The sequence below is a fragment of the Streptomyces spirodelae genome, from assembly GCF_017676385.1.
GTDB classification, from domain to species: Bacteria; Actinomycetota; Actinomycetes; order Streptomycetales; family Streptomycetaceae; genus Streptomyces; species Streptomyces spirodelae.
In genome coordinates, this window is sequence record NZ_JAFFZN010000009.1 from 183977 (window position 1) to 207048 (window position 23072).

20 protein-coding genes are annotated in these 23072 nt (G+C 71.9%); 7 read left to right on the forward strand and 13 right to left on the reverse strand.

The genetic code is table 11. The annotated features are described in order from the left end of the window. Positions 1 to 2 precede the first annotated feature (2 nt). Positions 3 to 620: a response regulator transcription factor gene (locus tag JW592_RS12670; RefSeq protein ID WP_209265118.1), complete on the forward strand. Its 618-nt coding sequence runs from the start codon at positions 3 to 5 to the stop codon at positions 618 to 620. A gap of 45 nt (positions 621 to 665) precedes the next feature. Here the strand turns inward: JW592_RS12670 and JW592_RS12675 are convergent, their stop codons facing one another. The 5 genes from JW592_RS12675 to JW592_RS12695 form a co-directional block, all read right to left on the reverse strand. Further along, positions 666 to 2579, reverse strand: coding sequence for an ATP-binding cassette domain-containing protein (locus JW592_RS12675; RefSeq protein ID WP_209265119.1), 1914 nt, complete (start codon positions 2577 to 2579; stop codon positions 666 to 668). Next, positions 2572 to 4461 (reverse strand): ABC transporter ATP-binding protein, encoded by a 1890-nt coding sequence (locus tag JW592_RS12680; protein ID WP_209265120.1) that lies wholly within the window; start codon positions 4459 to 4461, stop codon positions 2572 to 2574. The genes JW592_RS12675 and JW592_RS12680 overlap by 8 nt, the downstream gene beginning before the upstream one ends. A 4-nt stretch (positions 4462 to 4465) precedes the next feature. Then, on the reverse strand, positions 4466 to 4588 hold the full coding sequence (locus JW592_RS12685; RefSeq protein ID WP_209265121.1) for a SapB/AmfS family lanthipeptide: 123 nt from the start codon (positions 4586 to 4588) through the stop codon (positions 4466 to 4468). 86 nt (positions 4589 to 4674) lie between these two features. After that, positions 4675 to 7389 (reverse strand): class III lanthionine synthetase LanKC, encoded by a 2715-nt coding sequence (lanKC, locus tag JW592_RS12690; RefSeq protein WP_209265122.1) that lies wholly within the window; start codon positions 7387 to 7389, stop codon positions 4675 to 4677. Positions 7390 to 7524: 135 nt separating this feature from the next. Then, the gene (locus JW592_RS12695; RefSeq protein ID WP_209265123.1) at positions 7525 to 8580 is read right to left on the reverse strand and encodes an enoyl-CoA hydratase/isomerase family protein; all 1056 of its coding nucleotides are present in this window, start codon (positions 8578 to 8580) and stop codon (positions 7525 to 7527) included. A 152-nt stretch (positions 8581 to 8732) separates the two neighbouring features. On the opposite strand from JW592_RS12695, the gene JW592_RS12700 reads away from it, so the two are divergent. Further along, positions 8733 to 9140, forward strand: coding sequence for an ANTAR domain-containing protein (locus JW592_RS12700; RefSeq protein ID WP_209265124.1), 408 nt, complete (start codon positions 8733 to 8735; stop codon positions 9138 to 9140). Positions 9141 to 9249: 109 nt separating this feature from the next. Here the strand turns inward: JW592_RS12700 and thiI are convergent, their stop codons facing one another. Then, the gene (gene thiI, locus JW592_RS12705) at positions 9250 to 10557 is read right to left on the reverse strand and encodes a tRNA uracil 4-sulfurtransferase ThiI (protein ID WP_372446500.1); all 1308 of its coding nucleotides are present in this window, start codon (positions 10555 to 10557) and stop codon (positions 9250 to 9252) included. A 206-nt stretch (positions 10558 to 10763) separates the two neighbouring features. On the opposite strand from thiI, the gene JW592_RS12710 reads away from it, so the two are divergent. Further along, on the forward strand, positions 10764 to 11612 hold the full coding sequence (locus JW592_RS12710) for an MOSC domain-containing protein (RefSeq protein WP_209265125.1): 849 nt from the start codon (positions 10764 to 10766) through the stop codon (positions 11610 to 11612). A 53-nt stretch (positions 11613 to 11665) separates the two neighbouring features. On the opposite strand, the gene JW592_RS12715 is transcribed toward JW592_RS12710, so the two are convergent. After that, a complete protein-coding gene (locus JW592_RS12715) occupies positions 11666 to 12166 on the reverse strand; it encodes an SRPBCC family protein (RefSeq protein ID WP_209265126.1) in 501 nt (166 codons plus the stop codon). Between the two features lie 70 nt (positions 12167 to 12236). Between JW592_RS12715 and JW592_RS12720 the strand changes: the two genes are divergently transcribed. Further along, positions 12237 to 12857, forward strand: coding sequence for a TetR/AcrR family transcriptional regulator (locus JW592_RS12720; protein ID WP_209265127.1), 621 nt, complete (start codon positions 12237 to 12239; stop codon positions 12855 to 12857). A 108-nt stretch (positions 12858 to 12965) separates the two neighbouring features. Here the strand turns inward: JW592_RS12720 and JW592_RS12725 are convergent, their stop codons facing one another. Continuing rightward, complete coding sequence (locus JW592_RS12725) at positions 12966 to 13199, reverse strand: hypothetical protein (RefSeq protein WP_209265128.1); 234 nt, start codon at positions 13197 to 13199, stop codon at positions 12966 to 12968. A gap of 385 nt (positions 13200 to 13584) precedes the next feature. On the opposite strand from JW592_RS12725, the gene JW592_RS12730 reads away from it, so the two are divergent. Continuing rightward, complete coding sequence (locus JW592_RS12730; RefSeq protein WP_209265167.1) at positions 13585 to 14904, forward strand: ATP-grasp domain-containing protein; 1320 nt, start codon at positions 13585 to 13587, stop codon at positions 14902 to 14904. 42 nt (positions 14905 to 14946) lie between these two features. Further along, entirely contained in the window at positions 14947 to 16989 is a 2043-nt protein-coding gene (locus tag JW592_RS12735) for a CocE/NonD family hydrolase (protein ID WP_209265129.1), read from the forward strand. A 31-nt stretch (positions 16990 to 17020) separates the two neighbouring features. Here the strand turns inward: JW592_RS12735 and JW592_RS12740 are convergent, their stop codons facing one another. The 5 genes from JW592_RS12740 to JW592_RS12760 all read right to left on the reverse strand — a co-directional run bounded on the left by JW592_RS12740 (position 17021) and on the right by JW592_RS12760 (position 22127). Beyond that, complete coding sequence (locus JW592_RS12740; protein WP_209265130.1) at positions 17021 to 18010, reverse strand: zinc-dependent alcohol dehydrogenase family protein; 990 nt, start codon at positions 18008 to 18010, stop codon at positions 17021 to 17023. Then, entirely contained in the window at positions 18007 to 18909 is a 903-nt protein-coding gene (locus JW592_RS12745) for a carbohydrate ABC transporter permease (RefSeq protein ID WP_209265131.1), read from the reverse strand. The genes JW592_RS12740 and JW592_RS12745 overlap by 4 nt, the downstream gene beginning before the upstream one ends. After that, positions 18906 to 19883 carry a carbohydrate ABC transporter permease gene (locus JW592_RS12750; RefSeq protein WP_209265132.1) on the reverse strand — a complete coding sequence of 326 codons (978 nt, stop codon included), beginning with the start codon at positions 19881 to 19883 and terminating at the stop codon, positions 18906 to 18908. Before JW592_RS12750 ends, JW592_RS12745 begins: the two co-directional genes overlap by 4 nt. Beyond that, the gene (locus JW592_RS12755; RefSeq protein WP_229375817.1) at positions 19880 to 21283 is read right to left on the reverse strand and encodes an ABC transporter substrate-binding protein; all 1404 of its coding nucleotides are present in this window, start codon (positions 21281 to 21283) and stop codon (positions 19880 to 19882) included. Before JW592_RS12755 ends, JW592_RS12750 begins: the two co-directional genes overlap by 4 nt. 82 nt (positions 21284 to 21365) lie before the next feature. Next, entirely contained in the window at positions 21366 to 22127 is a 762-nt protein-coding gene (locus JW592_RS12760) for a DeoR/GlpR family DNA-binding transcription regulator (protein WP_209265133.1), read from the reverse strand. 355 nt (positions 22128 to 22482) lie between these two features. On the opposite strand from JW592_RS12760, the gene JW592_RS32700 reads away from it, so the two are divergent. Beyond that, entirely contained in the window at positions 22483 to 23049 is a 567-nt protein-coding gene (locus tag JW592_RS32700; RefSeq protein WP_307805391.1) for a peroxiredoxin, read from the forward strand. Positions 23050 to 23072 lie beyond the last annotated feature (23 nt).

Below are 23072 nucleotides of genomic sequence, written 5' to 3' on the forward strand. Positions count from 1 at the left end.
GGTTGATCCGGGTACTGCTGGTGCACGACGTGCGCATACTCAGATGTGCGCTGGCCGCTCTGGTCGAAAGGGAGCCTGATATGGACATCGAAGCCGCACCCGCGAAGGACGCGGTGCGGCTGGCGCGGACTCGGCCCACCGATGTCTGTGTCATGGACGCCGATGTGACGGCGCGGTCCCGGCTGCACGAACTGGCGGGGCTCTCCAGGAAGGGCGCCGCCCGCACCGCCGGCCCGGCGCCCCGCCTGCTGGTGCTCGTCAGCCAGCACTGCCCGGGGGCGCTGCGCAGAGCGCTCGATGCGGGGGCACGCGGATTCGTGTGCAAGGACGCGCTGCCCGAGCAGTTGGTGACCGGCGTCCGGCAGGTCGCGGCCGGCGAGCGCTTCGTGGACAACGCGCTGGCCGGCACCCTCTTGCAAGCCTCCGAAGTCCCACTGAGCGAACGGGAGCTGACGGTGCTGTCGGCGGCGGCCGAAGGCGCTTCCGTCACCGAGATAGCCCGCCGCCTGGGGCTGTCCACCGGCACGGTACGCAACTACATGTCCGCCATCACCCGTAAGACCGGCGCCCGCAACCGGGTGGACGCCATCCGCATCTCCCAGGGGGCCGGCTGGCTGTGAGCGGGAAGGCCCGGCGAGGGCCGCTTCGAGCGCTCTCGTACATGCTCACACGCGGGACGGCGGAGCCCAGCCCGCCACCAGGTCGCGGTAGAGCGGGGAGCACTCCAGCAGCTCGGCGTGGGTGCCGCAGCGGGTGCGCGGGCCGTCCAGCACCAGGACCCGGTCCGCGCGCAGCGCCGAGCTGATCCGGTGCGCGATCACAACCAGCGCGCCGCCGCGCCGGGCGAACGCCGACTCGGCAAGCTCCTCGGCCGCAGGGTCCAGCCGGCTCCCGGCCTCGTCCAGGACTGCCAGCGGCGCGGGGGAGAGGTAGGCGCGGGCGAAGGCGAGTTGCTGGCGCTCACCGGCCGAGAGCGCCACCGGGTCCACGACCGCCTCCAGCCCGCCGAGCCGCCGCAGCAGCGCCCCGGCACCCACCGCCTCGAAGGCGCCGAGCAGCGCGCTGTCGGGGAGTGCGCTGTCGGGGGGCGCGGTATCGCAGCACAGGTTCTCGCGCACGGTGCCGGTGAACACATACGACTCCTGGGGGATCAGCACCCGTCGCCCCGCCATCCCACGCGGGTCCGGCCGCTGTTCCGGTACGACCGGCGCTCCGTACAGCCTGATCTCACCGGCCGAAGGGCGCAGCAGCCCGGCGGCCAACAGCGCCAGGGTGGACTTGCCCGCACCGCTCGGGCCCACGACAGCCAGCCTGCCGTCCGCCGGAACGGTCAGATCGAGCCCCGACAGCACCGGCGCGGCAGCCGGTCCGTACGCGAAGGTGACGCCCCGCAGTTCGAGCGCCGGTACGCCGGGCCCGCCCTGTCCGGAAGCCGTCGTCTCGCGGGGCAGGGGCAGGGGCGGGGTCATGGGCGCCGTCGCCGCGCACTCTCGCGGCGCTCCCTCCCGGAGCCGGCCGATCACCACGGCGAGCCGGGCGCCGGCGCCGCCCAGCCCGTGCACCAGGCTCTGCAGCGCCGGCAGCAACGCCTGTGTCAGGTAGGTGAGAGCCCCGGCCAGCGCCCCGGCGCTCACCCCGTGCCGCAGCAGCCAGGGAGCGAGCACCAGCAGCAGTACGACGGGCAGTCGGCCGCCGAGCCCGAGCGCCAGCGCCCGGGCCACCCCCCAGCGGGCCAGCGCGTCGGCCGCCCGCCGCTCCGCCGTCACGCGCCGTTCCACGGACCCGCGCACCGCCGCCTGCGCCCCGCAGGCGGTCACATCCCGCAGGGCGCGCACGGCGGTGCCCAACTCGCGCGCCAGCTCCTCATCGGCCACCAGGAAGTCCCGCTGTCTGCGGGCGAGCGCACGCAGAGTTCCCGCGAAGACGGCGAGCCCCGCCGCAAGCGGCGGCACGACCACCACCAGCAGCAGCGGTGCCAGCGCGAAGAGCCCCAGGACCGCGCCCGCCAGGGTGAAGACGAACGAACGCGAGACCATCACCAGCCCGGCGAAGCTGTCCCGGGCGATCTCCACCTGGTGGGTGAGCCGGGAGACGGCACCTGTGCCGGACGCGTCCTGACCCGCGTCCCCCGGCACGCCGACCGCTGCGACGGCGTCGTACAGCCCGCGGCCCACCACCCGGCGCACCAGTTCGTCCCGCAGCGGTTCGGTGAGTGCCGCCACCTGGCGGTAGACCCGCGCGGTGCCCCAGGCACCCACCAGCAGGCCACAGGCCGCGGCGGAGAGCCAGGCCAGGCCCAGCGCGGGGCGTCCGGCCAGGAAACCGTCGTCGAGCGCGCGGGCGAGCGCGAAGCCCAGCGCGAAGGTGTGCGCCGCCTCCAGTACCGACCAGCCCGCGAGTGCCACCAGCACCCTGGGGCGGCGCAGGAGGAACCGCAGCCCCGCACGCGCCGGCCCACGCTGAGCAGGAGCAGGGTGCCGCCCCGCTGCCCTGGCCTGAGCGCGCGCCTCCCCCGGCTCGCTTCTCGCCTCCGCCGCGCCGGTCCCCGCCGCTCCGGTCGCCCCCGTGGTCTCAGCCATCTTCGCCGCTCCCACCGCCGAACAGGGCCCGGTACTCCGGCTGTTCCCACAGCTGCCGGTGCGGCGCCACGGCGCGGACGCGACCGCCGTCGAGCCAGGCGGTCAGGTCGGCGCGGGCGGCCGTCGCGGCGCGGTGCGCCACGACCAGCCGGGTGCGCGCCGCCAAGCTGACGCGTTCCCCCGCGTTCGGTCCCTCCGCGTTCCGGGTGCCCATCAGGGCCTGTGTCACCTTCAGTTCCGTCACCGTGTCCAGGCTGGACGTGGCGTCGTCCAGGATCAGCACCCGGCGGCTCTGCGCGAACGCACGGGCGAGGCCCAGGCGTTGCACCTCACCGCCGGAGAGCGGCGCCTGCGCGCGGGGAGTGTCGTAGCCGTGCGGGAGGGTGCGGACGAACTCATCGGCGCAGGCGGCGCCCGCCGCGGCGCGGACGCACTCCTGGTGCCGGCGCCACCCTTCCGGTCCGGCGGGGAGGCCCGCGGCGAGCGCGTCACCGACCGTGGTGCCGAAGAGGACCGGGCGCTCGAAAGCGAAACCGATCGCCTGCCGCAGCGCCGCCGGGTCCAGCTCGGCCAGGTCGGTACCCTCCAGCAGCACCCGTCCTGCCTCCGGCTCGACGAGCCGCCCGGCGACGGCCGCCAGCAGTGACTTACCGGCGCCGGACCGGCCGACCACCGCGACCGTGGCCCCGCCCGGCACCACGAGATCCACCCCGCGCAGCACCGTTTCACCGCCGTACGAGGCCCGCACACCGCGCAGTTCCAGCCGACCCGCACCGGTGTTCCCCGGGTGGTACGGCACCGTGCGCCGCCCGGTCGCCATGGGGGAGACGGCCAGCACCTCCGCCAGCCGCCGCGCCGCCGTACGGCTGCGCACCAGCGCGTTGAGCTGCCCGACGAGGGTGCCGACGCCGGCCGCCAGCACGGCGTAGCGCGCGGCGGCGACCAGGCCGCCCACACTCAGCTCCCCCTCGCTCAGCAGCAGTCCGCCCACCGCGACCACCGCGATCTGGAGCAGCGGCACCAGCACGGCGGCCTGTGCTGTCGCGCGGCCCTGGACGTGCCACATCCGCTCTCCGTGCGCCGACAGCTCTGCCAGCGGTTCCAGCACCCTGGCGCGTTCGCGTTCCCTGATACCGGCTGCCGCGATGGTGCGAGCCCCGGCCAGCGCCTCGACGAGCCGTCCGGCGAGCCGCGCCTGCGTCTCCTGGTAGCGGGTCACACAGTCGGCCGAGGTGCGGGAGAACGCGCGCAGCAGCAGCACGAGCAGCGGCGTCCCGGCCAGGAAGACGGCGGCGAGCCGCAAGTCGAGGAGCGCGAGCGCCACCAGCGCGCCCACCGGGGTGACAACGGCGGCCAGCACCGAGGCGACACTGCTGGGGCCCGTGCCGGCGTGTGCGGCGTTGCCGGTGCAGCGGGTGACCAGGTCCCCGCCGGAGAAGCGGTCGGCTCGCAGCGGGCCGACCGCCAGCAGTCGGCCGACCAGCCGCGAGCGCAGCCGTGCGGTGGTACGGGAGTTGAGAGTGCCGGTCAGCACGGTGTCGGCCGCGTCAAGCACCACCAGCGCGCACGTCAGGACCGCGCAGACGGCCAGCCAGCGGCCTGCCGGGGCACCGCCGGTCCCGTCGTCGGCCAGCAGCAGGTCGAGGGTGCGGCCGAGCGCCGCGGGCAGCATCAGCCCGGCGCCCGCCGCCGCGGTCGCCGACAGGAACAGGGCGGCCGTACGCCACAGCTGGGCGCGCCCCTCGGCCAGCAGCAGCCGGTCGGCGTCGGCCTGGTCCGCTCCGGCCCGCTGCCCTGGGACAGCGGCCGGCTGCCCGGAGACAGGATGGTGCTCCTGGGCGGGGGCAGGCCCCCGCCCAGGAGCACCGGACGCGTGTGTCACGCGGTCACAGGCAAAGGAGCGTGCTGTGGGAGCTCTGCTTGTCGCACAGGAGGAGGCTGGCGCTGCTGTCGTCGCCGCCGCCGGTGCGCTCCTCGGGCTCCATCGTCTGCAGGTCCAGAAGTGCCATGGTGATTTTCCTTCCCTATCGGGGTGTTGGGTTGTGTGTTGCAGGGACGGTGGTGTTGCGGTACGGCCCCCGTCCCGGAGGCCGGTCTATGAGCCGCCGGACGTCGGCGGCGCCAGGAACGGCAGGCTCGGCACCGTGCCGCCGCCGGGGCGACCCCGGCTGTCGGCGGCAGTGGCGGCGCCCGCGGCGAGCAGACAGCCCGCCGTGCCGGTCGCCAGGTCCATCGACAGCCGCATCATCTGGTCGCCGGGGAAGGCGAGGCCGCCCTGGTAGGCCATGCCGTACCAGGTCAGCCCGGCGAGCTGCGCCTTCCGGTCGGCGCCGGTGACGCCCGGCGTGGTGGTACGGGCCAGGTGCAGCAGCATTCCGGCACGGCCCTGGAAGAGCCCGGGCTGCGCGTAGTAACGCATACGGGCAGCGGGCAGGATGCCCGCCCGTGCTGCGGTGAACCGCTCGTGCCCGGGCCGGTGTGCGAGGAAGTCGTCCAGCACCATGGCGATGCCCACGCTGCCCGCACCCAGGTACGGCATGGTGCGGCTGCCCTCGTCGACCTGCCAGGTGCCCGCCCTGTCCTGGACACAGCGCGCCAGGTCGCGGTCGAGCGCGCGCTCCGCCAGATCGAGCAGCGCGCTCTCGCCGTTCCCTTCGTACAGTCGCAGGAACAGCAGCGCCGCTCCGGTCGCACCGTGCAGCAGCCCCGCTCGGCCGGAGGCCCGGGCCCCGTCGTCCGGCTCGTCCAGGCGGTCGGCGAGCAGTTGCGCGGCCTCGGCGGCGGCCGGGCGCAGCCGTTGCTCTCCGGTCGCGTCCGCGAGCTGTTCCAGGGCGAGGCCGAGGCCGGCGAGGCCGCTGTACAGCGAGCCGCCCAGCCGCTGCCACTTCTCCTCCAGCACCCGTTCGGTCAGCTCGAGCGCCTGCTTGGTGTGCCCGAACCCGGCCAGTACGCAGGCGATCCCGGGCAGCCCGTCGTAGAGCCCCAGCGGGGTGCCGCGCGGCGGCGGATCGGTGTGCCGCAGCAGCCACTCCTCGCCGTCCGGGTACCGGCCGGCGCCCGTCTCGGCGAGCGCGTACAGCACTCCGGCGGCACCGTGCGCCAGCCCGAGCCCGCCGCCGTCACCGAACTGGGCGATGTCGCCGGGGAAGAGACGGTCGTCGCGCTCGGGTGTGGCCGAGGCGAGGATCGCGCGGGTCATCGCCTCGCGCGCCGCTGGACCGCCCTCGGGCGACAGGCGTCGGACGGCGCGGGCCACGGCGTGGGAGGCGGGGCCCGCGCTGGCCGCTGAACGATCCCGGTCCGTGGCGTCCGCCGTACTCGCCGTCCCGTCCTCCGCGATGGTGGCGACCGCCTGGCTGAGGAACTCGTGCGGGATTCCGGGGAACTGCTCGGCGGCGATCTCGGCGAGGTGTGCCGCCTTGCCGCGGTCGACGGCCAGCAGCGTCGTCATCGGGACGAAGAGCGCCAGCCGCAGGCACGCCAGCGCGTACCTGTCGATGTCGTAGCGGGTGCGGTCGGCCGGTGCGATGAAACCGGGGTGGGCGACGATCTGGCGCGGGTCGTTCTCGGCGGGTGCGGCCGCCTCGAAGTCGAGCAGTGCCACGGACTGTTCGTCGGGCGCGACCATGATGTTGAACATGTGCAGGTCGTTGAAGACGATGCCGCGCTGGTGCACCGCTGCGACGGCCTCTTCCACCAGCCGGTGCATCCGCAGCGCCCACTCGGTGTGCCGGGCGATCGCGGCCGGGTCGGGGTCGGCGCTCAGCAGCGGGTGGCGTTTGGCGAAGAAGGAGTTGAGGGTCTGGCCTTCGAGCTCCTCCATCACCAGGAACCGGTGCCCGTCCAGCTCGAACCAGTCGCGCACGGCGGGTACCACCGGCAGTCCGGCGAGCCGGTCGAGCGCGGCCTTCTCGCGCTCCAGCCTGGCCACCGCGTCGGCGCCGTCGGCGGCGAGACCGGCGTGGGGCCTGGCCTCCTTGAGTACGACCCGGCTGCCGTCCCGGGTGTCTGTCCCGCCGTAGACTCCGCCGCCGTTGGAGAAGTGCAGCGCCCGCTCGATGCGGTACGGCAGGTCGGTGACGGTGGCCGCGGCGCGCGCCGCCAGTTGCGGGCGGAGGAACTCGGGCAGCCGAACGCCCTCCGGTACCCGGAAAGAGGGGTCCTTGCGATCGGGCACGAGCCGGCCGCTCGCGTCCTCGACGGCGGGGACGAGGTGGCCCTGTCCGTCGACGCAGAAGCGCGGTGCGAAGCCTCCGTACCGCACATACAGCGGTCCCGTGCGCCAGCGCAGGTCGGTGAGGATGTACGGGCCCGGCCGGCCGTCGAGTATCTCTCCCAATTCGCGCAGAATCGACTCGAGTTGCCTTTCGTCGGCCGGGTAGATGGTGGCGAACTTACCGCTGGTGCCGCGTCCGGCGTATTTGGCGTTGCGCAGATACAGCAGAGTGCGGTGCGGAACGAATTTGAAGGGTATACCCCGTGCCGTGCAGTAGTCCCAAATGGCCGCACCGATCTCGTCCGCGTTCTCCAGGGTGGCCGAAGAGTGGATTTTCCAGCCCTGCAGCGGGAACTCGCCGCCCAGCGGCCGCAGCTCCAGCCAGTCGCCGGACCGGGTCTGTCGCCAGCCGGCGGGCACCGGGCGACGCGCCACGGGGAACTCGCCCGGGTCCGCTGCGCCGTCGGGCGCTGCGGCTTCCCGGCTTTCCGGTGAACCGCCACGCGACGCACTGGATGCGGAATCCGACAAGCGGTCGGGTGTGTCATAGAAATACCGGTCGGCGAGACAGAATATTTCGTACCGCTTGTCCATCGTTCCCCTCCCCTGGGAAGCACGGGATCAAGCGTGCAACACAGGTGGGGGAATGTGTAGTCAGTTCTGTCACGAAAGAGATGTGAGGAACGCACAAGTAGCGCATGCACGAGCGAAAAGCACGCACGAAAGCCCTCACGTTCGCACGCCGAGCCCCAGATCTCCGCTCTCGGGAGCGGCGAAGTGCCGCGCCACCTCCGCTTCGGAGACGGCGTCCAGGGTGGCCGGCGACCAGCGGGGCCTGCGGTCCTTGTCGATGATCTGCGCCCGCACGCCCTCGGCGAAGTCGGGCGAGGAGAGCGTGGCCACAGAGGTGCGGTACTCCTGGTTCAGCGCCTCCTCCAGCCAGGAGAGGCCGCGCGCCCGCCGCAGCGCGGCAAGTGTGACCTTCAGCGAGGTCGGCGACCTGGTCTCGATGGCGGCCGCGGCCTCCTTGGCGGCGGTCCCGCCGTGTTCGCGCAGCCGCCGCAGGATCTCGGTGACGCTGTCGGTGCTGTAGCAGTCGTCGATCCAGGCCCGGTGCCCGGCGAGTTCGCCCGCCGGCGGGGGAGCGGCGTACCGTGCCAGCGCGGCGGCGGGCGGCACGTCGGCCAGCGCGGCCGCGAAGTCCGCGAGCCGGTCGGCGGGCACGAAGTGGTCGGCCAGCCCGCAGAGTATGGCGTCGGCCGCGCCCACCGGGCCCGCCGTCAGCGCCAGATGCGTCCCCAACTCGCCCGGCGCCCGCGACAGCAGCCAGGTGCCGCCGACGTCGGGTACGAAGCCGATCCCGGTCTCCGGCATCGCGACCTTGGCACGCTCGGTGACCACCCGGACGCCGCCGTGCGCCGAGACCCCGACGCCGCCGCCCATCACCACGCCGTCCATCAGCGCGACATAGGGTTTGGAGTAGCGGGCGATGCGGGCGTTGAGGCGGTACTCCGCGGCCCAGAACCGGGCGGACTCGGCTCCGCCGCCCCGCCGGACGTCCTCGTGGATGCCGCGGATGTCGCCGCCCGCGCACAGCCCCCGCTCGCCCGCCCCGCTCAGCACGACGGCCGCGACGCGCTCGTCCCGCTCCCACGCGTCGAGCGCCTCGGAGAGCAGGTCGACCATCTCCCGGTTGAGCGCGTTGAGCGCCTGCGGCCGGTTGAGCACCAGACGGCCGACGCGGCCGTCGGTGCCGACCAGGACGGGTGGTTCGATAGGGGACACGGGCGGTGCTCCTTCGCAGGCGAATGATCTTTCCCGTCACCGTACGCGGAGCCTGCGGCGGCCTGGTGTCTGCTATCTCACAGGTGTGCCGGGCGACCGCCTCGGGCAGATGAAATAATGTCGTACGGCAACAGTTGTCTCCGGAGGGCGTGATGAACTTTCCTGTGGCGCCTCCCCGGGCCACCGCCACCGGCGGTGCGGAATCCGAGTACGGCGAGCAGGAAAAGGAGCTGCGGGACGTGGACGAGTCGCTCTCGCCCACCGAGGCACGTCGGCTCCAGGAGGAGGTGGCACAGCTCAGGCAGGCCATGAAGACCCGCCCGGTGATCGATCAGGCGCGCGGCGTGCTGATGGCGTACTGGCGCTGCAGTCCCGAGACCGCCTGGCGGATTCTCGTGGACATCTCCCAGCACACCAACACCAAGGTCCGGGAGATCTCCGTCCTGCTGACCCAGGCGACCCACGGCCGACCCATGCCCGACTGGCTGCGCAAGGCGGCCCGGGCCTCCTATGCGCGCGTCCTCAGCGCCGCCCGCGAGAACGGCCTCACCGAGGGCTGAGGCGGAGGATCGGGACCGGCGGCAGAGAACGGGGGCCGAAGCCGCCCGGCAGCCGCGCCGCACACCCGGGGGTAGGGGTGCCCGCGCGCCGGCAGGGGCAGCAGTGCCCTCACAGCCTGCAGCCGGCCTCCGGTGCATCGATGTCGCCCGTCTCCGCTTCGGCGCCGGGCTCCAGCGACCACGCGCCCGCCAGCAGCTCGTCCACGAGCTCGTCCAGCTCCAGCCGGCGCTCCACCCGCTCCAGGTCGGGCACTCGGGCCCGGGTGCTCACCTGGCGCGGAGCCAGCAGCGAGCAGCAGTCCTCGTCGGGCAGCGCGGAGACATCGGCGGTGCCCAGAGCGCGCGCCTCGTCGATGATCTCCTGCTTCTCCCAGCCCAGCACCGGCCGCAGCAGCGGCACGGAGGCGGCCTCGTCGACCGCCGCCATGTTGGCCACCGTCTGGCTGGCGACCTGGCCCAGGCTGTCCCCCGTCACCAGCGCCTCGGCGCCCAGTCGCCGCGCGAGTGTGCTCGCCGTCCTGGCCATCAGCCGGCGCTGGGCCACCACCTGGAGCCGCCCGGCGCCCGCGATCGCGAGCTGCTTCTGCGCCTTGCCCAGCGGAACCACCCACAAGGCGCGGTCGGGCTGGAAGCGGTTGAGTTCGCGGGCGAGCGCGTACGCCTTGTAGACGGACGAGGCGTCGGTGTACGGAGCGCCGGTGAAGTGGACGAAGTCGCAGGCCATTCCGCGACGCATGGCCCGATAGGCGGCGACGGGCGAGTCGTACCCGCCGGACAGCAGGGCCAGCGCCCGGCCGCTGGAGCCCACCGGAAGACCGCCCCGGCCCGGCAGCCGGTTCCACGACAGACAGCTGGTGTGCCGGTCCACCTCGATCGCCAGCTCGACGTCCGGTGCGGAGAGGTTCACCCGCGCCCCCGTCTCCAGCCGCACCCGTTCCCCGACCGTGACGGCCAGTTCGGAGGAGGTGAGGGGGAAGGACTTGTCCCGCCGCTTGGGGCGTACGGCGAAGGTGATTTCTGCGCGTCCGCCGCGCTCCTCCCGCGCCCGGCGCAGGGCACGCACCGCGTGGGCCCCGATGTCCTCGACGGTGCTGGGGATGCGCACCGCGGGCTGCACCAGGTTGAAGCCGATCACCCGGCGTACGCACTCCACGAGTTGGTCCAGCGGGGGCTCGCCGCCCACGAGGGTGACACTGCGGCCCTTCTCGACCCACGTGGGGCCGGGGAGTGTTCGCAGCGCGTCCCGCAGATTGCGGTACAGCAGCTCCTCGAAGCGGGCGCGGTTGCGGCCGCGCAGAAAGACCTCGCCGTGCTTGAGCAGGACGCACTCGCGCACCTGCTCCGGCGCGACCTGGCGCGGGAGCGCCGCTTCCTGCGGATGTCCCTCGGGGGCGGGACGGGGCCCTGAGACGGTCACGGAACTCTCCTCCTGGAAACCAGGCTATGCGACCTCGGGCCGGTCCTCGCCACTCCTCCCGGCCGACGACCCGCCGCTCTCAGGTCCGGACGGCGGGTGACCGGGACCACAGGTCGGCTTCGCTGGGACTGATGAGAGGCTTGGCGTGCCAGCAGGGGCCCCGGTCCGAACCCCGCGTACAACCGCGGAACCGTAGGGAGCAGCACATGGCCGAGGTCGTCGAGCTCGTCTCCTACCCCGTCAAGGGGTGCGCCGCCGTCCCGGCCCGCAGCGCGCACCTGGGGCCCGCCGGGCTCGCGCACGACCGGAGCTTCATGGTGGTCACACCTGACGGCGTGGGCCGTACCCAGCGCCGTGACCCGCAACTCGCCGTCATCACGCCCGAGGTGACAGCCGGAGCGGGCGCGGGTGGTGAGCGGTTGATGCTGCGGGCGCCGGGCAGGGAGGCCCTGCACATCGACGTGGATGTGACCGGTGAGCGGCGACCGGTGGACATGCTGGGCCGGCCACTGCGCGGCATCGACCAGGGCCGGGACGCAGCCGCCTGGCTCTCCGACGTCCTCGGTGTCTCCAGCAGGCTGGTCCGGGTGCCGCCCGAGAACGGCAGGGTGACCGACGGGCTGACCCCCGGAACCTCCGGCTTCGCCGACAGTTCGGCCGTCCACCTCCTCTCCCGCGCCGCACTGGACCACTTCAACGCGCGACTCGCCGCCCGCGGTGCCGCACCTGTGCCGATGGCCCGCTTCCGCCCCAACGTGGTGGTCGACGGCTGGGACGAGGAACCGCACGCCGAGGACCGGGCGCGCCTGCTGCGGATCGGCGACGCGGAACTGGGCTTCGCCAAGCTCGCCGTCCGCTGCGCGGTCACCCTGGTCGACCAAGGCTCAGGTGCGAAGGCCGGCCCCGAACCGCTGCGCACCCTGGCCGCCTACCGCCGCTCCCCGGAGGGCGGTGTGACATTCGGCGCCAAGTTCTCGGTGCTGCGGCCGGGGACCCTCTCGGTGGGGGACAAGGTGGAGGTGGCCGCCTGGTCCGCGGCGGCCCCGGAGAGCTGAGCCCGCGCAACACCCGGCAGGGCCGGTGACCGGCAAACGCGCTCCCGTACCCGTCAGCCGACCGCTCGGGCCGGTGCCATCAGCCGCAGCAAGGCCCGCACGTATGCGCTGTGCCGGGCGGGCCGCGCCACCTCGCCCGCGCAGGTCCGCTCCGCGAGGTCCAGTCCGTCCTCCAGGCAGGCGTCGTGCAGAGGCCCCCACAGGACCGGCCAGGTGAGGCGGGCCGCGCCGCGCGCCCGCATGGCCAGGGTGTGCCGCAGCAGCGTGCGGTCGCCGTCCACCGCCAGGACCGCGTACTCGTGGAAGCCGTCGAAGCCCCGGGGCGCGCTGAAGGTGAAGCGCACCCACTTTCCGGGCACATAGGCGGCGACCCGGTAGCGCACCGGGCCGTGGCCTCCGGTGGCGCCTTCCCCCAGCGGCCGGTCGAAGGCCATGGGAGGCCAGCCGCTACCCGGCCACAGCCGGTCCTGCTCGCCCGCCAGCGAGTCGAGCAGGGCGCCGACTTCGTGCGGTGTGCCTGGCAGCTCTCGTTCGTGCACGTTGTAGACGTCCATCGGGCCTCCCGAGGCTCGTAAGCAGTTTTAGAGAGCGCTCTCTAAAACTGGCAGGCTACCCTTCCTGACCATGGCGAGGCCACCCCGGTTCGACACCGAGCAACTCCTGGACGCCGCTGTCCGGCTGGCCGCCGTCTCCGGACCGGCGGGCGTGACCATGGCGGCCGTCGCCAAGGAGGCGGGCGCGCCCAGCGGCTCCCTCTACCACCGCTTCGCCGGGCGACCCGCGCTCCTCGCCGAGGTGTGGGTGCGTACCGTCGAGCGCTTCCAGGACAGCTATCTGCACGCCCTCGCCGCGCACGACGACGCGCGGGAGGCCGGATGCGCCGGCGCCCGGCACGTCGTGGCCTGGAGCCGTGCCCACCCCGAGGAGACGCGCCTGCTGCTCTACGGGCCCGGCGACTTCGGCCGGGAGAGCTGGCCGGCCGCGTACCGCTCCCGTGCCGAACGCGGCAACCGCCGGGTCTTCGGCGAACTGGGAGCGCTGGGTACGCGGTTGGGCGCGGAGGGCCCCGAGGCCGTCGAGCGGATCACCCTCGCCCTGATCGACCTGCCGCTCTCCGTCGTCCGGCGTCATCTGCGCGACGGTGGCAGCCTCCCGCCGCACGCCGAGGCCGTCGTCGAGGACTGCGCGGCCGCCCTCCTCGACACCCTCCCCGCTGCGGGCGGGCGCGTGCCGCACGGGGACTGAGCCGACGCCGGCAAGCGAAGGCGCCCCGTCGGACAGGCGCATGCTGTCCGAGGGGGCGCTCGGGGAGGGGTGCTGTCCGCAGGGCCCGCTCCCGTGCCCGTGCCGGGCTCAGGCGTTCGGCGGCTTGATCCACCCCTTCTCCACCAGTTGGTCGCACAGGTGCTTGGCCCGCGCGTTGCTGGCCTTGTGCTGCTTCTTCACCTCTTTGATGCAGTCGGCGTACGGGAAGGGCGGCTTGTCGGCCCGCGCGTGGCTGTGGGAAGCGGCGGTGGCCTGCGCGGCCGTGAACAGTGCGCTGCTCAGCGCCAGGGTGGCCGCCAGAGCCAGGCTTTTGCGTGCCAAGAGGTCTCCTCTCATCGTTCCGGAACCTGATGCTCCGGATGCGTACTGGCCTCAACGATCAAGCTCGCGATCGGCAACGCACCACGTCCTCCGCCCAGGGCGCCTCGGCTTCCGGGCCGCCACCCCGATGAACAGGCACGTTTCTCCGTTCCGTCGCGCGGCAACCCGCCCCCGGCTGCCGGAGTCGGGCCAGTGCGCCGGCGGCCCCGGGCCCGGCTGCCCGGGACCACCGAAACCGATCGGGTCCACCGAAGACCGATGTGGAGGGCACGTGTCCATATCCGAGAACGCCGCAGACAAAGTCACCAGCAACGTCACCAGGAAGGCAGCCGCGAGCGAACGCGAGACGGCCTCCGGCGAGCGGAAGAACGTCTTCGTCCTGGGAATGGACGACGCCAACCGCACCACCCTGGAGGCGGTACCCGACGCGGCGCACTACCGCTTCCACCCGCTGCTGGACCCCGAGGAGTTGCAGAACGACGAGGTGTCGGTCCCCGAACTGCTGGACCGGGCGCGGGGCGTCCTGGACTCCTTCGACGGCAGCGTGGACGCCGTCGTCGGCTACTGGGACTTCCCCGTCAGCACCATGATCCCGCTGCTGGCCGAGGAGTACGGCACGCGCAGCACCAGCCTGGAATCGGTGGTCAAGTGCGAGCACAAGTACTGGAGCAGGCTGGAGCAGCAGAAGGTCATCGACGAGTTGCCGAGGTTCGGCCAGGTGGACCTGCAGGCCGCGCACCCGGAGCCTCCCGAGGGGGTGAGCTTCCCCATGTGGGTCAAGCCCGCGCTGGCCTCCTCGTCGGAACTGGCGTATGGCGTGGCGGATCTGGCCGAGTTCCGCACGGCCGTCGGCAAGATCCGGGAGGGCATCGCCCGGCTCGGCAGGCCGTTCGCGTACATCCTCGACCAGATCGAGCTCCCGCCCCGGGTGGCCGAGGTCGGCGGCATGGTCTGCCTCGCCGAGGAGAAGATGACCGGCCTCCAGGTCGCGGTGGAGGGCTATGTGCACCGCGGCGCCGTCACCGTCTACGGGGTGCTCGACTCCGTCAACTACCCCGACACGCCGTCCTTCCTGCGGCACCAGTACCCCAGCAGGCTCCCGGAGCCCGTGCAGGAGCGGCTCGCGGCGGCGTCGGAGCGCGTCATCCGGCAGATCGGGATGGACGCCGCCACCTTCAGCATCGAGTTCTTCTACGACCCGGGGAAGGACGAGATCAAGCTGCTGGAGATCAACCCCAGGCACTCCCAGTCACACGCCGAGCTGTTCGACTACGTCGACGGCGTCCCCAACCACCACTGCATGCTCGCCCTCGCCTTCGGCCGCGACCCCGCCCTGCCGCACCGTGCGGGCCCCTATCTGTGTGCGGCCAAGTGGTACCACCGCTGGTTCACCGACGGTGTGGCCCGCCGGGTGCCCTCCGCCGAGGAGATCACCAGGGTGGAGGAGGAGATCCCCGGCGTGCGCATCGATGTGGTGCCCGACGAGGGCCAGCGGCTGCGGAACCTCACCCAGCAGGACAGCTACAGCTACGAGATCGCGCACATCTACACCGGCGGAGCTGACGAGAACGAACTGCGCGAGAAATACGACCGCGCCGTCGCGGCCCTGGGCCTGCACGGCACGGCACCGGCCGGCAGCGGCTCCCGGGTGCCCGAGGAACCTGGGGAACCCGAGGCGCCCGAAGAGGCTGTCCGGCCCGCGTAACCGCGCGTACAGCAGCACGAACGTCGAGCGGAGAACGCGTCCATGCGCACCGTGCACAATCTGCCCTACGAGACCAAGGAAGAACCCGTCACCGTGCCGCTCCCGGACGGCACCCGGCTGTCGGCCCGCGTCTGGCGTCCCGTCTGTTCCGACGCGGAGCCGCTGCCCGCTGTGCTGGAGTACATCCCCTACCGGCAGCGCGATCTGACCGCCGTACGGGACTCCATCCACCATCCCTACCTCGCGGGCCACGGTTACTGTTGCGTCCGCGTCGACCTGAGGGGTACCGGCGACTCCGACGGGGTGCTCGGCGACGAGTACCTTGAGCAGGAGCAGCGGGACGCCGAGGACGTGCTCGAATGGCTCGCCGCGCAACCCTGGTGCGACGGCAGTACCGGAATGATGGGCATCTCCTGGGGCGCCTTCGCCGCACTGCAGGTCGCGGCGCGCCGTCCGGAGAGCCTGCGGGCCATTGTCATCGCCTCGTTCACCGACGACCGGTACGCCGACGACATGCACTACATGGGCGGCACGCTGCTGTCGGACAACCTGGCCGAGGCGGGCACCATGTTCGCGTACAGCACCTGCCCGCCCGACCCCGCCGTGGTGGGGGACCGCTGGCGGCGGATGTGGCAGGAGCGGCTGGGCAAGAGCGAGCCGTGGGTGCTGGAGTGGCTGCGCCACCAGCGGCGCGACGACTACTGGCGGCACGCCGCCGTCTGCGAGGACTACCAGGCCGTACGCTGCCCGGTGCTGGCCTCCAGCGGTTGGGCCGACGGGTACTCCAACGCCGTCACCCGTCTGTTGGCCAACCTGGACGTGCCCCGTAAGGGCCTCATCGGGCCCTGGTCGCACAAGTTCCCGCACCTGGGCGAGCCGGGCCCGGCCATCGGCTACCTCCAGGAGGTCGTCCGCTGGTGGGACCACTGGCTCAAGGGCGTCGACAACGGCGTCATGGACGGCCCCGTGCTCAGCACCTGGATGCAGGACAGCGTGCCCCCGTCCACCTCCTACGAGCAGCGGCCCGGCCGGTGGGTCATCGAGCCCGAGTGGCCCTCGCCGTACGTCACCGAGGTCACCCACCCGCTCTCCCGTTACCGCATCCACCCGCCCAGGAAGCGGGCTGAGGCCCCGTCCCAGCCGGAGCCCGGCTCCGCGCTCACGGTGCGCTCACCGCTGTCGGTCGGCCAGTTCGCGGGCAAGTGGGCCTCCTACAACGCGCCGCCCGACCTGCCCTACGACCAGCGCGAGGAGGACGGCGGCTCGCTGGTCTTCGAGACCGAGCCGCTGACCGAGCGGGTGGAGATCCTGGGCTCGCCCAGCGCGGAGCTGGAGCTGTCGGTCAGCGAGCCGGTGGGACAGGTGGCTGCCCGGCTGTCCGATGTGGCGCCCGACGGCAGCGCCACCCGGGTCACCTACGGCCTGCTCAACCTCACTCATCACGGTGGCACCGACGACCCCGAGCTGTTGGAGCCCGGCCGCCGCTACCGGGCCACCGTGCAGCTCAACGGTGTGGCACAGGCGTTCCCGCCCGGCCATCGCATCCGGCTCTCCCTGTCCACCTCCTACTGGCCGCTGGCCTGGCCGCCGCCGAAGCCGGTGCTGCTGAGCGTCCATGAGAGCTCCAGCACCCTCACGCTGCCGGTCCGGACCCCGCACGAGGACGGTGAGGCCCCGCGCGACCTGTTCGGCGAACCCGAGGGCGCGCCACCGTTGGCCACCACCACGCTCGAACCGCCGGAGGAGCGCTGGGACGTCAAGCGTGATCTGATCGGCTACCACCAGGAGTTGGAGATCGTGAAGGACCGGGGGTTGGAGCATTTGGACCACATCGGGCTGGACGTCGGCCGCCGCGCCTACGAGCGGTACACGGCGGTCGCCGACGACTTCACCTCCGTCGCCGGCGAATCCGCCTGGACCATGACGTTCCGCCGTCCCGGCTGGGAGACGCAGACCGTCACCCGTACGGTGCTGACCTGCACCGAGGGCACCTTCCACGTGCACGCCACGCTTGACGCCTACGAGGACGGCAACCGCGTCTTCTCCCGTACGTGGAACGAAGCGGTACCTCGCGACTGCCTGTGAGACCTACCCGTTGCCCCGAAGTGCTCACCCCTCACGGGACGACGACGATCTTGCGGCCCTTCCCCTCGGCGAACCGTTCCAACGCCTCCGGGTAGGAAGCCAACGGCATCCGGTCCGAGATGAAGACGTCCGGATCGAGAATCCCGCCGGCGAACAACTCGGCGGCCCGCTCATAGCTGTGCAGCACGGCCATCGAGCCGGTGATGGTGATCTCCTGGTTGTAGATGCGGTACGGCTCGATCGTGGCGCGGGTCGCATAGTCGGAGACGCCGAACTGGAGGAACGTGCCCGCCTTGGCGACCCGGCCGAGGCCGTCCTGGATGGCGGCCGCGTTTCCCGTCGCGTCCACCACCAGGTCCCAGCCCTCGGGCCGGTCCAACTCCTCGGCGGTCGCGGCCGCGCCGCTGCATCCCAGGTGGCGTGCGGTGGCCAGCCGGTCGGGGTTGAGGTCGAGCACATCCACACTGGCCGCGCCGGTCCGCTTCGCCAGCTCCAGCATCATCAGCCCCATCGTCCCCGAACCGTAGATCAGCACGTGGGAGCCGAGCTGGCTCTTGAGCACGTCGTAGCCGCGCACCGCGCAGGACAGCGGCTCGATGAGCGCGGCGTCCTGGGTGCGTACGTGTTCGGGCAGCCGGACACAGTTGGCGACCGGCGCCACGGCGTACTCGGCAGCGCCACCCGACCGCGACACACCGATCGCGGCCCACCGGTCGCACAGGTTGTTGTGGCCGCGGCGGCAGTAGCGGCACTCGTGGCAGTACAGCGAGGGGTCGACGGCAACCCGGTCGCCCTCGGCCAGCTCGGTCACCTCGCTGCCCAGCGCCACCACCTCACCGGCGAACTCGTGCCCGGGAATCAGCGGCAGCGAGGGCGCGAACTCACCCTGGAGGATGTGCAGGTCGGTTCCGCACAGCCCGCACGCCGCCACCTTCACCACCACATCGCGGGGCCCGGGGGCCGGGTCGGGAACCTCCGTCAGCGACACCTTGCCCACGGACTCGACGAGTGCGGCCTTCATTTGACAGCTCCTAGCGACAGGCCCTGGACCAGCTTGTCCTGGGCGGCGAACCCCGCGGCGAGCACCGGCAGGGAGATCACGAGAGACGCGGCGCACACCTTCGCCAGGAAGAGCCCCTGACTGGTGATGAAGCCGGTCAGGAAGACGGGCGCGGTCTGTGCCACCACCCCCGTCAGCACCCGCGCGAACAGCATCTCGTTCCAGGAGAAGATGAAGCAGATCAGCGCGGTGGCGGCGATGCCGGGCGCGGCGACCGGTGCCACGACCCGGGTGAGGACGGTGGGCAGCCGTGCCCCGTCGATCTGCGCCGCCTCGATCAGCGCACTCGGAACCTCGGCGAGGAAGGACTGCATCATCCACACGGCGATCGGCAGGTTCATCGACGTGTAGAGGATGACCAGCAGCCAGATGTTGTCGAGGAAATCGGTGTTCTTCGCGAACAGATAGATCGGTAGCAGTCCGGCCACGACCGGCAGCATCTTCGTCGACAGGAAGAAGAACAGCACGTCACGCCACTTGCGCACCGGCCGGATGGACAGCGCGTATGCGGCCGGCAGCGCCAGCACCAGCACGAACAGCGTGGAGAAGACCGAAGCACCCAGCGAGTTCGCCAGCGCGGGCCAGGGGCCTGCGCCGTTGCCCGCGCTGAAGAACTCGCGGTAGCCGTCCAGCGTCAGCGGGGCCGCGAGCGACGGCGGGTTGGTGGCGGCGTCCGACTCCGAGTGCAGCGAGGTCAGCACCATCCAGAGGATCGGCAGGACGAACAGCAGCCCGCACACCCAGGCCAGCAGGCCCAGCGCGGCGTTCTTCCGACGGACGCTCTTCGGCGCGGTCGACGAAGCCTTCGGTGGCGCGGCGGGCGGTGCCGCCTCGGGTGGGCCTGCGGTCAGGGCGCTCATGCGCGGACCTCCTCGCGGAAGAGGGATGAGACCACCCGCAGCGCGAGGGTGGCGATGATCAGGGAGCCGATGACGACGAGCACACCGGCGGCCGACGCCAGCCCGTACTCATGGCCTTGGTAGAAGGTCTGGTAGATGGTGTAGGGCAGGTTCGCCGTGCCCAGTCCGCCGGAGGTGATGGTGAAGACGGCGTCGAAGTTCTGCACGATGTAGATCGACCCCAGCAGCGCCCCCAGTTCGAGGTAGCGGCGCAGATGCGGCAGCGTCAGATAGCGGAAGATCTGCCACGCCCCGGCGCCGTCGATCCGCGCCGCTTCGATGGCGTCGGAGGGACGGCTCTGCAGCCCGGCGAGCAGGATCAGCATCATGAACGGTGTCCACTGCCAGATCAGCGACACCTCGACGGCGGCCAGCGGCATGTCCGACACCCAGTTCGGCTGCGGCGCGTCGTCGCCGAACAGCCAGCTGAGCACCCCGTTGAGCAGGCCGTACTCGGGGTTGAACAGGACGTGCTTCCACAGCAGTGCCGCGGCCACCGGCACCAGCAGGAACGGCGCGATCAGCAGCGTGCGCACCACCCCGCGCCCCCGGAAGCTGCGGTCGAGCAGCAGCGCCAGCAGCAGCCCCAGGACGAGGCTGACCAGGACGACGACGGCGGTCAGCACCGCGGTCGTCACCACCGAGTCGCGCAGCTCGGGATCGCTGAGCACCTCCTTGTAGTTCTCGAAGCCGCCGAAGGACCGGGCTTCGGGGTAGAGCGCGTTCCAGTCGAAGAACGAGACCACCAGCGTGGCCACGAACGGCAGCTGAGTGACAACGATCATGAAGACCAGCGCGGGCAGCAGCGGCGCGCGGGTGACCCAGCCGCGCAGCCGGTTCGGCGGTCCCTTGGGCGCGGCGGTGGCCGGGCGGGAGGTCGGTGGGCGCTGCTCGTCGTGCGCGCCCGGGGCCGGAGTGGTGGTCGGAGTGCTCATCGGCCTCGCCCCTCGTAGTCGTCGGAGACCTCCTGCGCCAGCTTCTGCGCCTTGCGCAGCGCCGTGTCCACCGACTGGCGGCCCGCGATGGCGGCGCTGATCTCGTGCGAGACCTTGGTTCCGAGGTCGGAGAACTCGGGGATGTCCACGAACTGGATGCCGATCGTGGGGCGCTTCTGCACTCCCGGGTCGCGGGGCCTGGCGTTGGTGATGGCCTCGCGGGTGACCTCGTGGAAGGCCCCTGCCGCCTTCTTGTACTCGGGCAGCTCGTAGGTCGAGACCCGCTTGCCGGCCGGCACGTTGGCCCAGCCGAACTTCTCGCCGACCAGCTTCTCGTACTCCTTGCCCGAGGCCCAGGAGATGAACTTCCACGCCTTGTCCGGGTTGCGGCTCGCCTTCTGGATGCCCCAGGCCCAGCTGTAGAGCCAGCCCGAGCTCTTCGTCTTGACGACGGGTGCGGGGACGTAGCCGATCTTGCCCTTCACCTTGGACTTGCCGCTCTCCAGGGAGCCGGCGCCGGCTGTCGCGTCGTACCACATGGCGGTCTTGCCCTGGGTCATGTTGTTCAGGCACTCCGCGTAGCCGGACTGTGCGGCTCCGGACTCGCCGTGCTTGCGTACCAGGTCGACGTAGAACTTCGTCGCCTTGCGGAATGCCGGGTCGTTCAGGCGGGCGTTCCAGTCCTTGTCGAACCAGGTGCCGCCGTAGGTGTTGACGACCGTCGTCAGCGGCGCGATGAGCTCGCCCCAGCCGGGCAGGCCGCGCAGACAGATCCCCTTCATACCGCGCTGGGCGCCGTCCACCTTCGCCGCGAGCTCGGCGACCTGCGGCCAGGTGGGCTTCTCGGGCATCTCGAGGCCCTCCTTCTCGAAGATGTCCTTGCGGTACATCAGGAAGGAGGACTCGCCGTAGAAGGGTTCCGCGTACACCTGGCCGTCCTCGCCGCTGAGCGATTCGCGTACCGGCGGGAGGATGTCCTGCTGGTCGAAGCGCTTGTCCTTGCGGGTGTAGGGGGTCAGCGGGCGCAGCCAGTCGTTCTTGGCGAAGATCGGCGTCTCGTAGTTGCTGAGCGTCGCCACGTCGTACTGTCCGGCCTGGTTGGCGAAGTCCTGGCTGATCTTGTCGCGGACGTCGTTCTCCGGCAGCACGGTGAACTTCACCTTGATGCCGGTCTCCTTGGTGAAGTGCTTCGCGGTGAGCTTCTGCAGGTCGAGCATCTGTGGGTTGTTGACCATCAGGACGTTGATCGTGTCGCCGCCGGAGCCGATGGCGCCCGCCCCCGCACAGCCGGACAGCGCGAACAGCGCGCCCGCCGTGGCGGCCGCGGTGGCCGCCCTGACCGCTTTTGTCCGGTGTGGTCGACTGCGTATCCGGCCCTGCGGACTGCTCTGACAGCGCATATGAACTCCTGGCGAATCGTGACAATACGATCAAATGTGGGCGCACGGTCCCGCCGCCCGTGCCGGGTGGGCGGCGGCGGGCTCAGACCCTGACGACCTGCGGCCCGCGCAACGCGTAGCGGTGGGCCTCGGGCGCGGGCAGGCTCGTGGAGGTGACGAGCGCCTCGAAGTCACCCACCTCGGCGAAGCGGCAGAAGCTCACCGCGCCGAACTTCGTGTGCAGCCCCGCGAAGACCCGCCGCCGCGCGGCCCGCATCGCCTGCGCCTTGACCTCGCTGACCGCCGGATCAGGCGTGGTCAGCCCGTGCTCGCGGGAGATGCCGTTGGCGCCGATGAAGGCCAGATCGATGACGAACCCGGCGAGCATCTGCGTCGTCCAGTGCTCGACGGCCGCCAGCGTTCCGCCCCGCACCCGCCCGCCGAGCAGCAGCACGGTGAAGTCCCCGGCCGCCGCCAGTACGCTCGCCACCGGCAGCGACGCGGTCACCACGGTGAGCTGCCGGTCACGCGGCAGCGCCTCGGCGATGAGCTGCGGGGTGAACCCCTCGTCGATGAAGACCGTCTCCGCGTCCCCGAGCAGCTCGACGGCCGCCGAGGCGATCCGCCGCTTCTCGGGCACATGCATGGTGGTGCGGTAAGCCAGCGTCGTCTCGAACCCGGCGCTCTCCACCGGGTAGGCGCCGCCGTGCGTACGGCGCAGCAGTCCGTGCTCCTCCAGTACGCGAAGATCGCGGCGGACCGTCTCCCTGGCGACGCCCAGTTCCTGGGCGAGCTGCGCCACCTCGACCGAGCCCAGCCGTCGCGCGGTACCGACGATCTGCCGCTGCCGCTCCGCTGCGCTCATGGCTCCGTCGCCCCTCTCCGTTCGGTCACGGGCGTGCCCGTTCCTGCCCGTGTGCAGAGTTCTACAGCCACCGGGCGACTGCGACCAGCCCTTTGACCGAGAAGATCATGACCGTTTCTGCCCGTTCCGTCCTCGGGTTCAAGCGCGCTTGGCCTGCGTCTTTACCTGCAAAGCCGCTCAACGCGCGACCGATCCGGCCGGCCTCCTGCCCGTTCGGTGCCCGTTCCCGCTCCGGGACCGTACGGGCACCTGGCGTGCTCCTCATCTCCCTGGGTGCGGGTTAGCGTTCCGGCAACCGCACCATGGCACCGCTCAGCAGCGGACGGCGCCGCTCAGCAATGGGAGAGGACCCCACGTGGACGACCTGACGCGACTGCCCGCAGAACTGCCCGTACCCGAGGACGACGGCGCCGCAGACCACTTGCCGGGCACCCGGCTGCCCCACCTCGAACTCCCCGCGACCGAGGGAGGGCTGGTCGCGCTGGACCGGCTCGGGCCCGCTCGCACGGTGCTGTATGTGTACCCCCTCACCGGCCGCCACGACCGCGCCCTGCCCACCGGCTGGGACGCCATCCCCGGCGCGCGGGGCTGCACCCCCGAAGCCTGCGGATTCCGCGATCACCACGCCGAACTGGTCACCGCGGGCGCCGCGGGCGTGTTCGGCGCCTCGAGCCAGAGCAGCCCGTACCAGCGCGAAGTCGTCGAGCGCCTGCGGCTGCCCTTCGCGTTGCTCTCCGATCCCGCGCTGACCCTCGCCACCGCACTCGGCCTGCCCACCTTCGAAGCGGACGGGCGGAAGTTCTACCGCCGTCTCACCCTCGTGGTGCGCGACGGCGAGATCGAGCACGTCTTCTACCCGGTCTTCCCTCCTGACCGGCACGCCGGCCAGGTCGTCGAGTGGCTACGGGCCAACGCCGTCTAGGTACCGCCCATCGGGGACGTCCG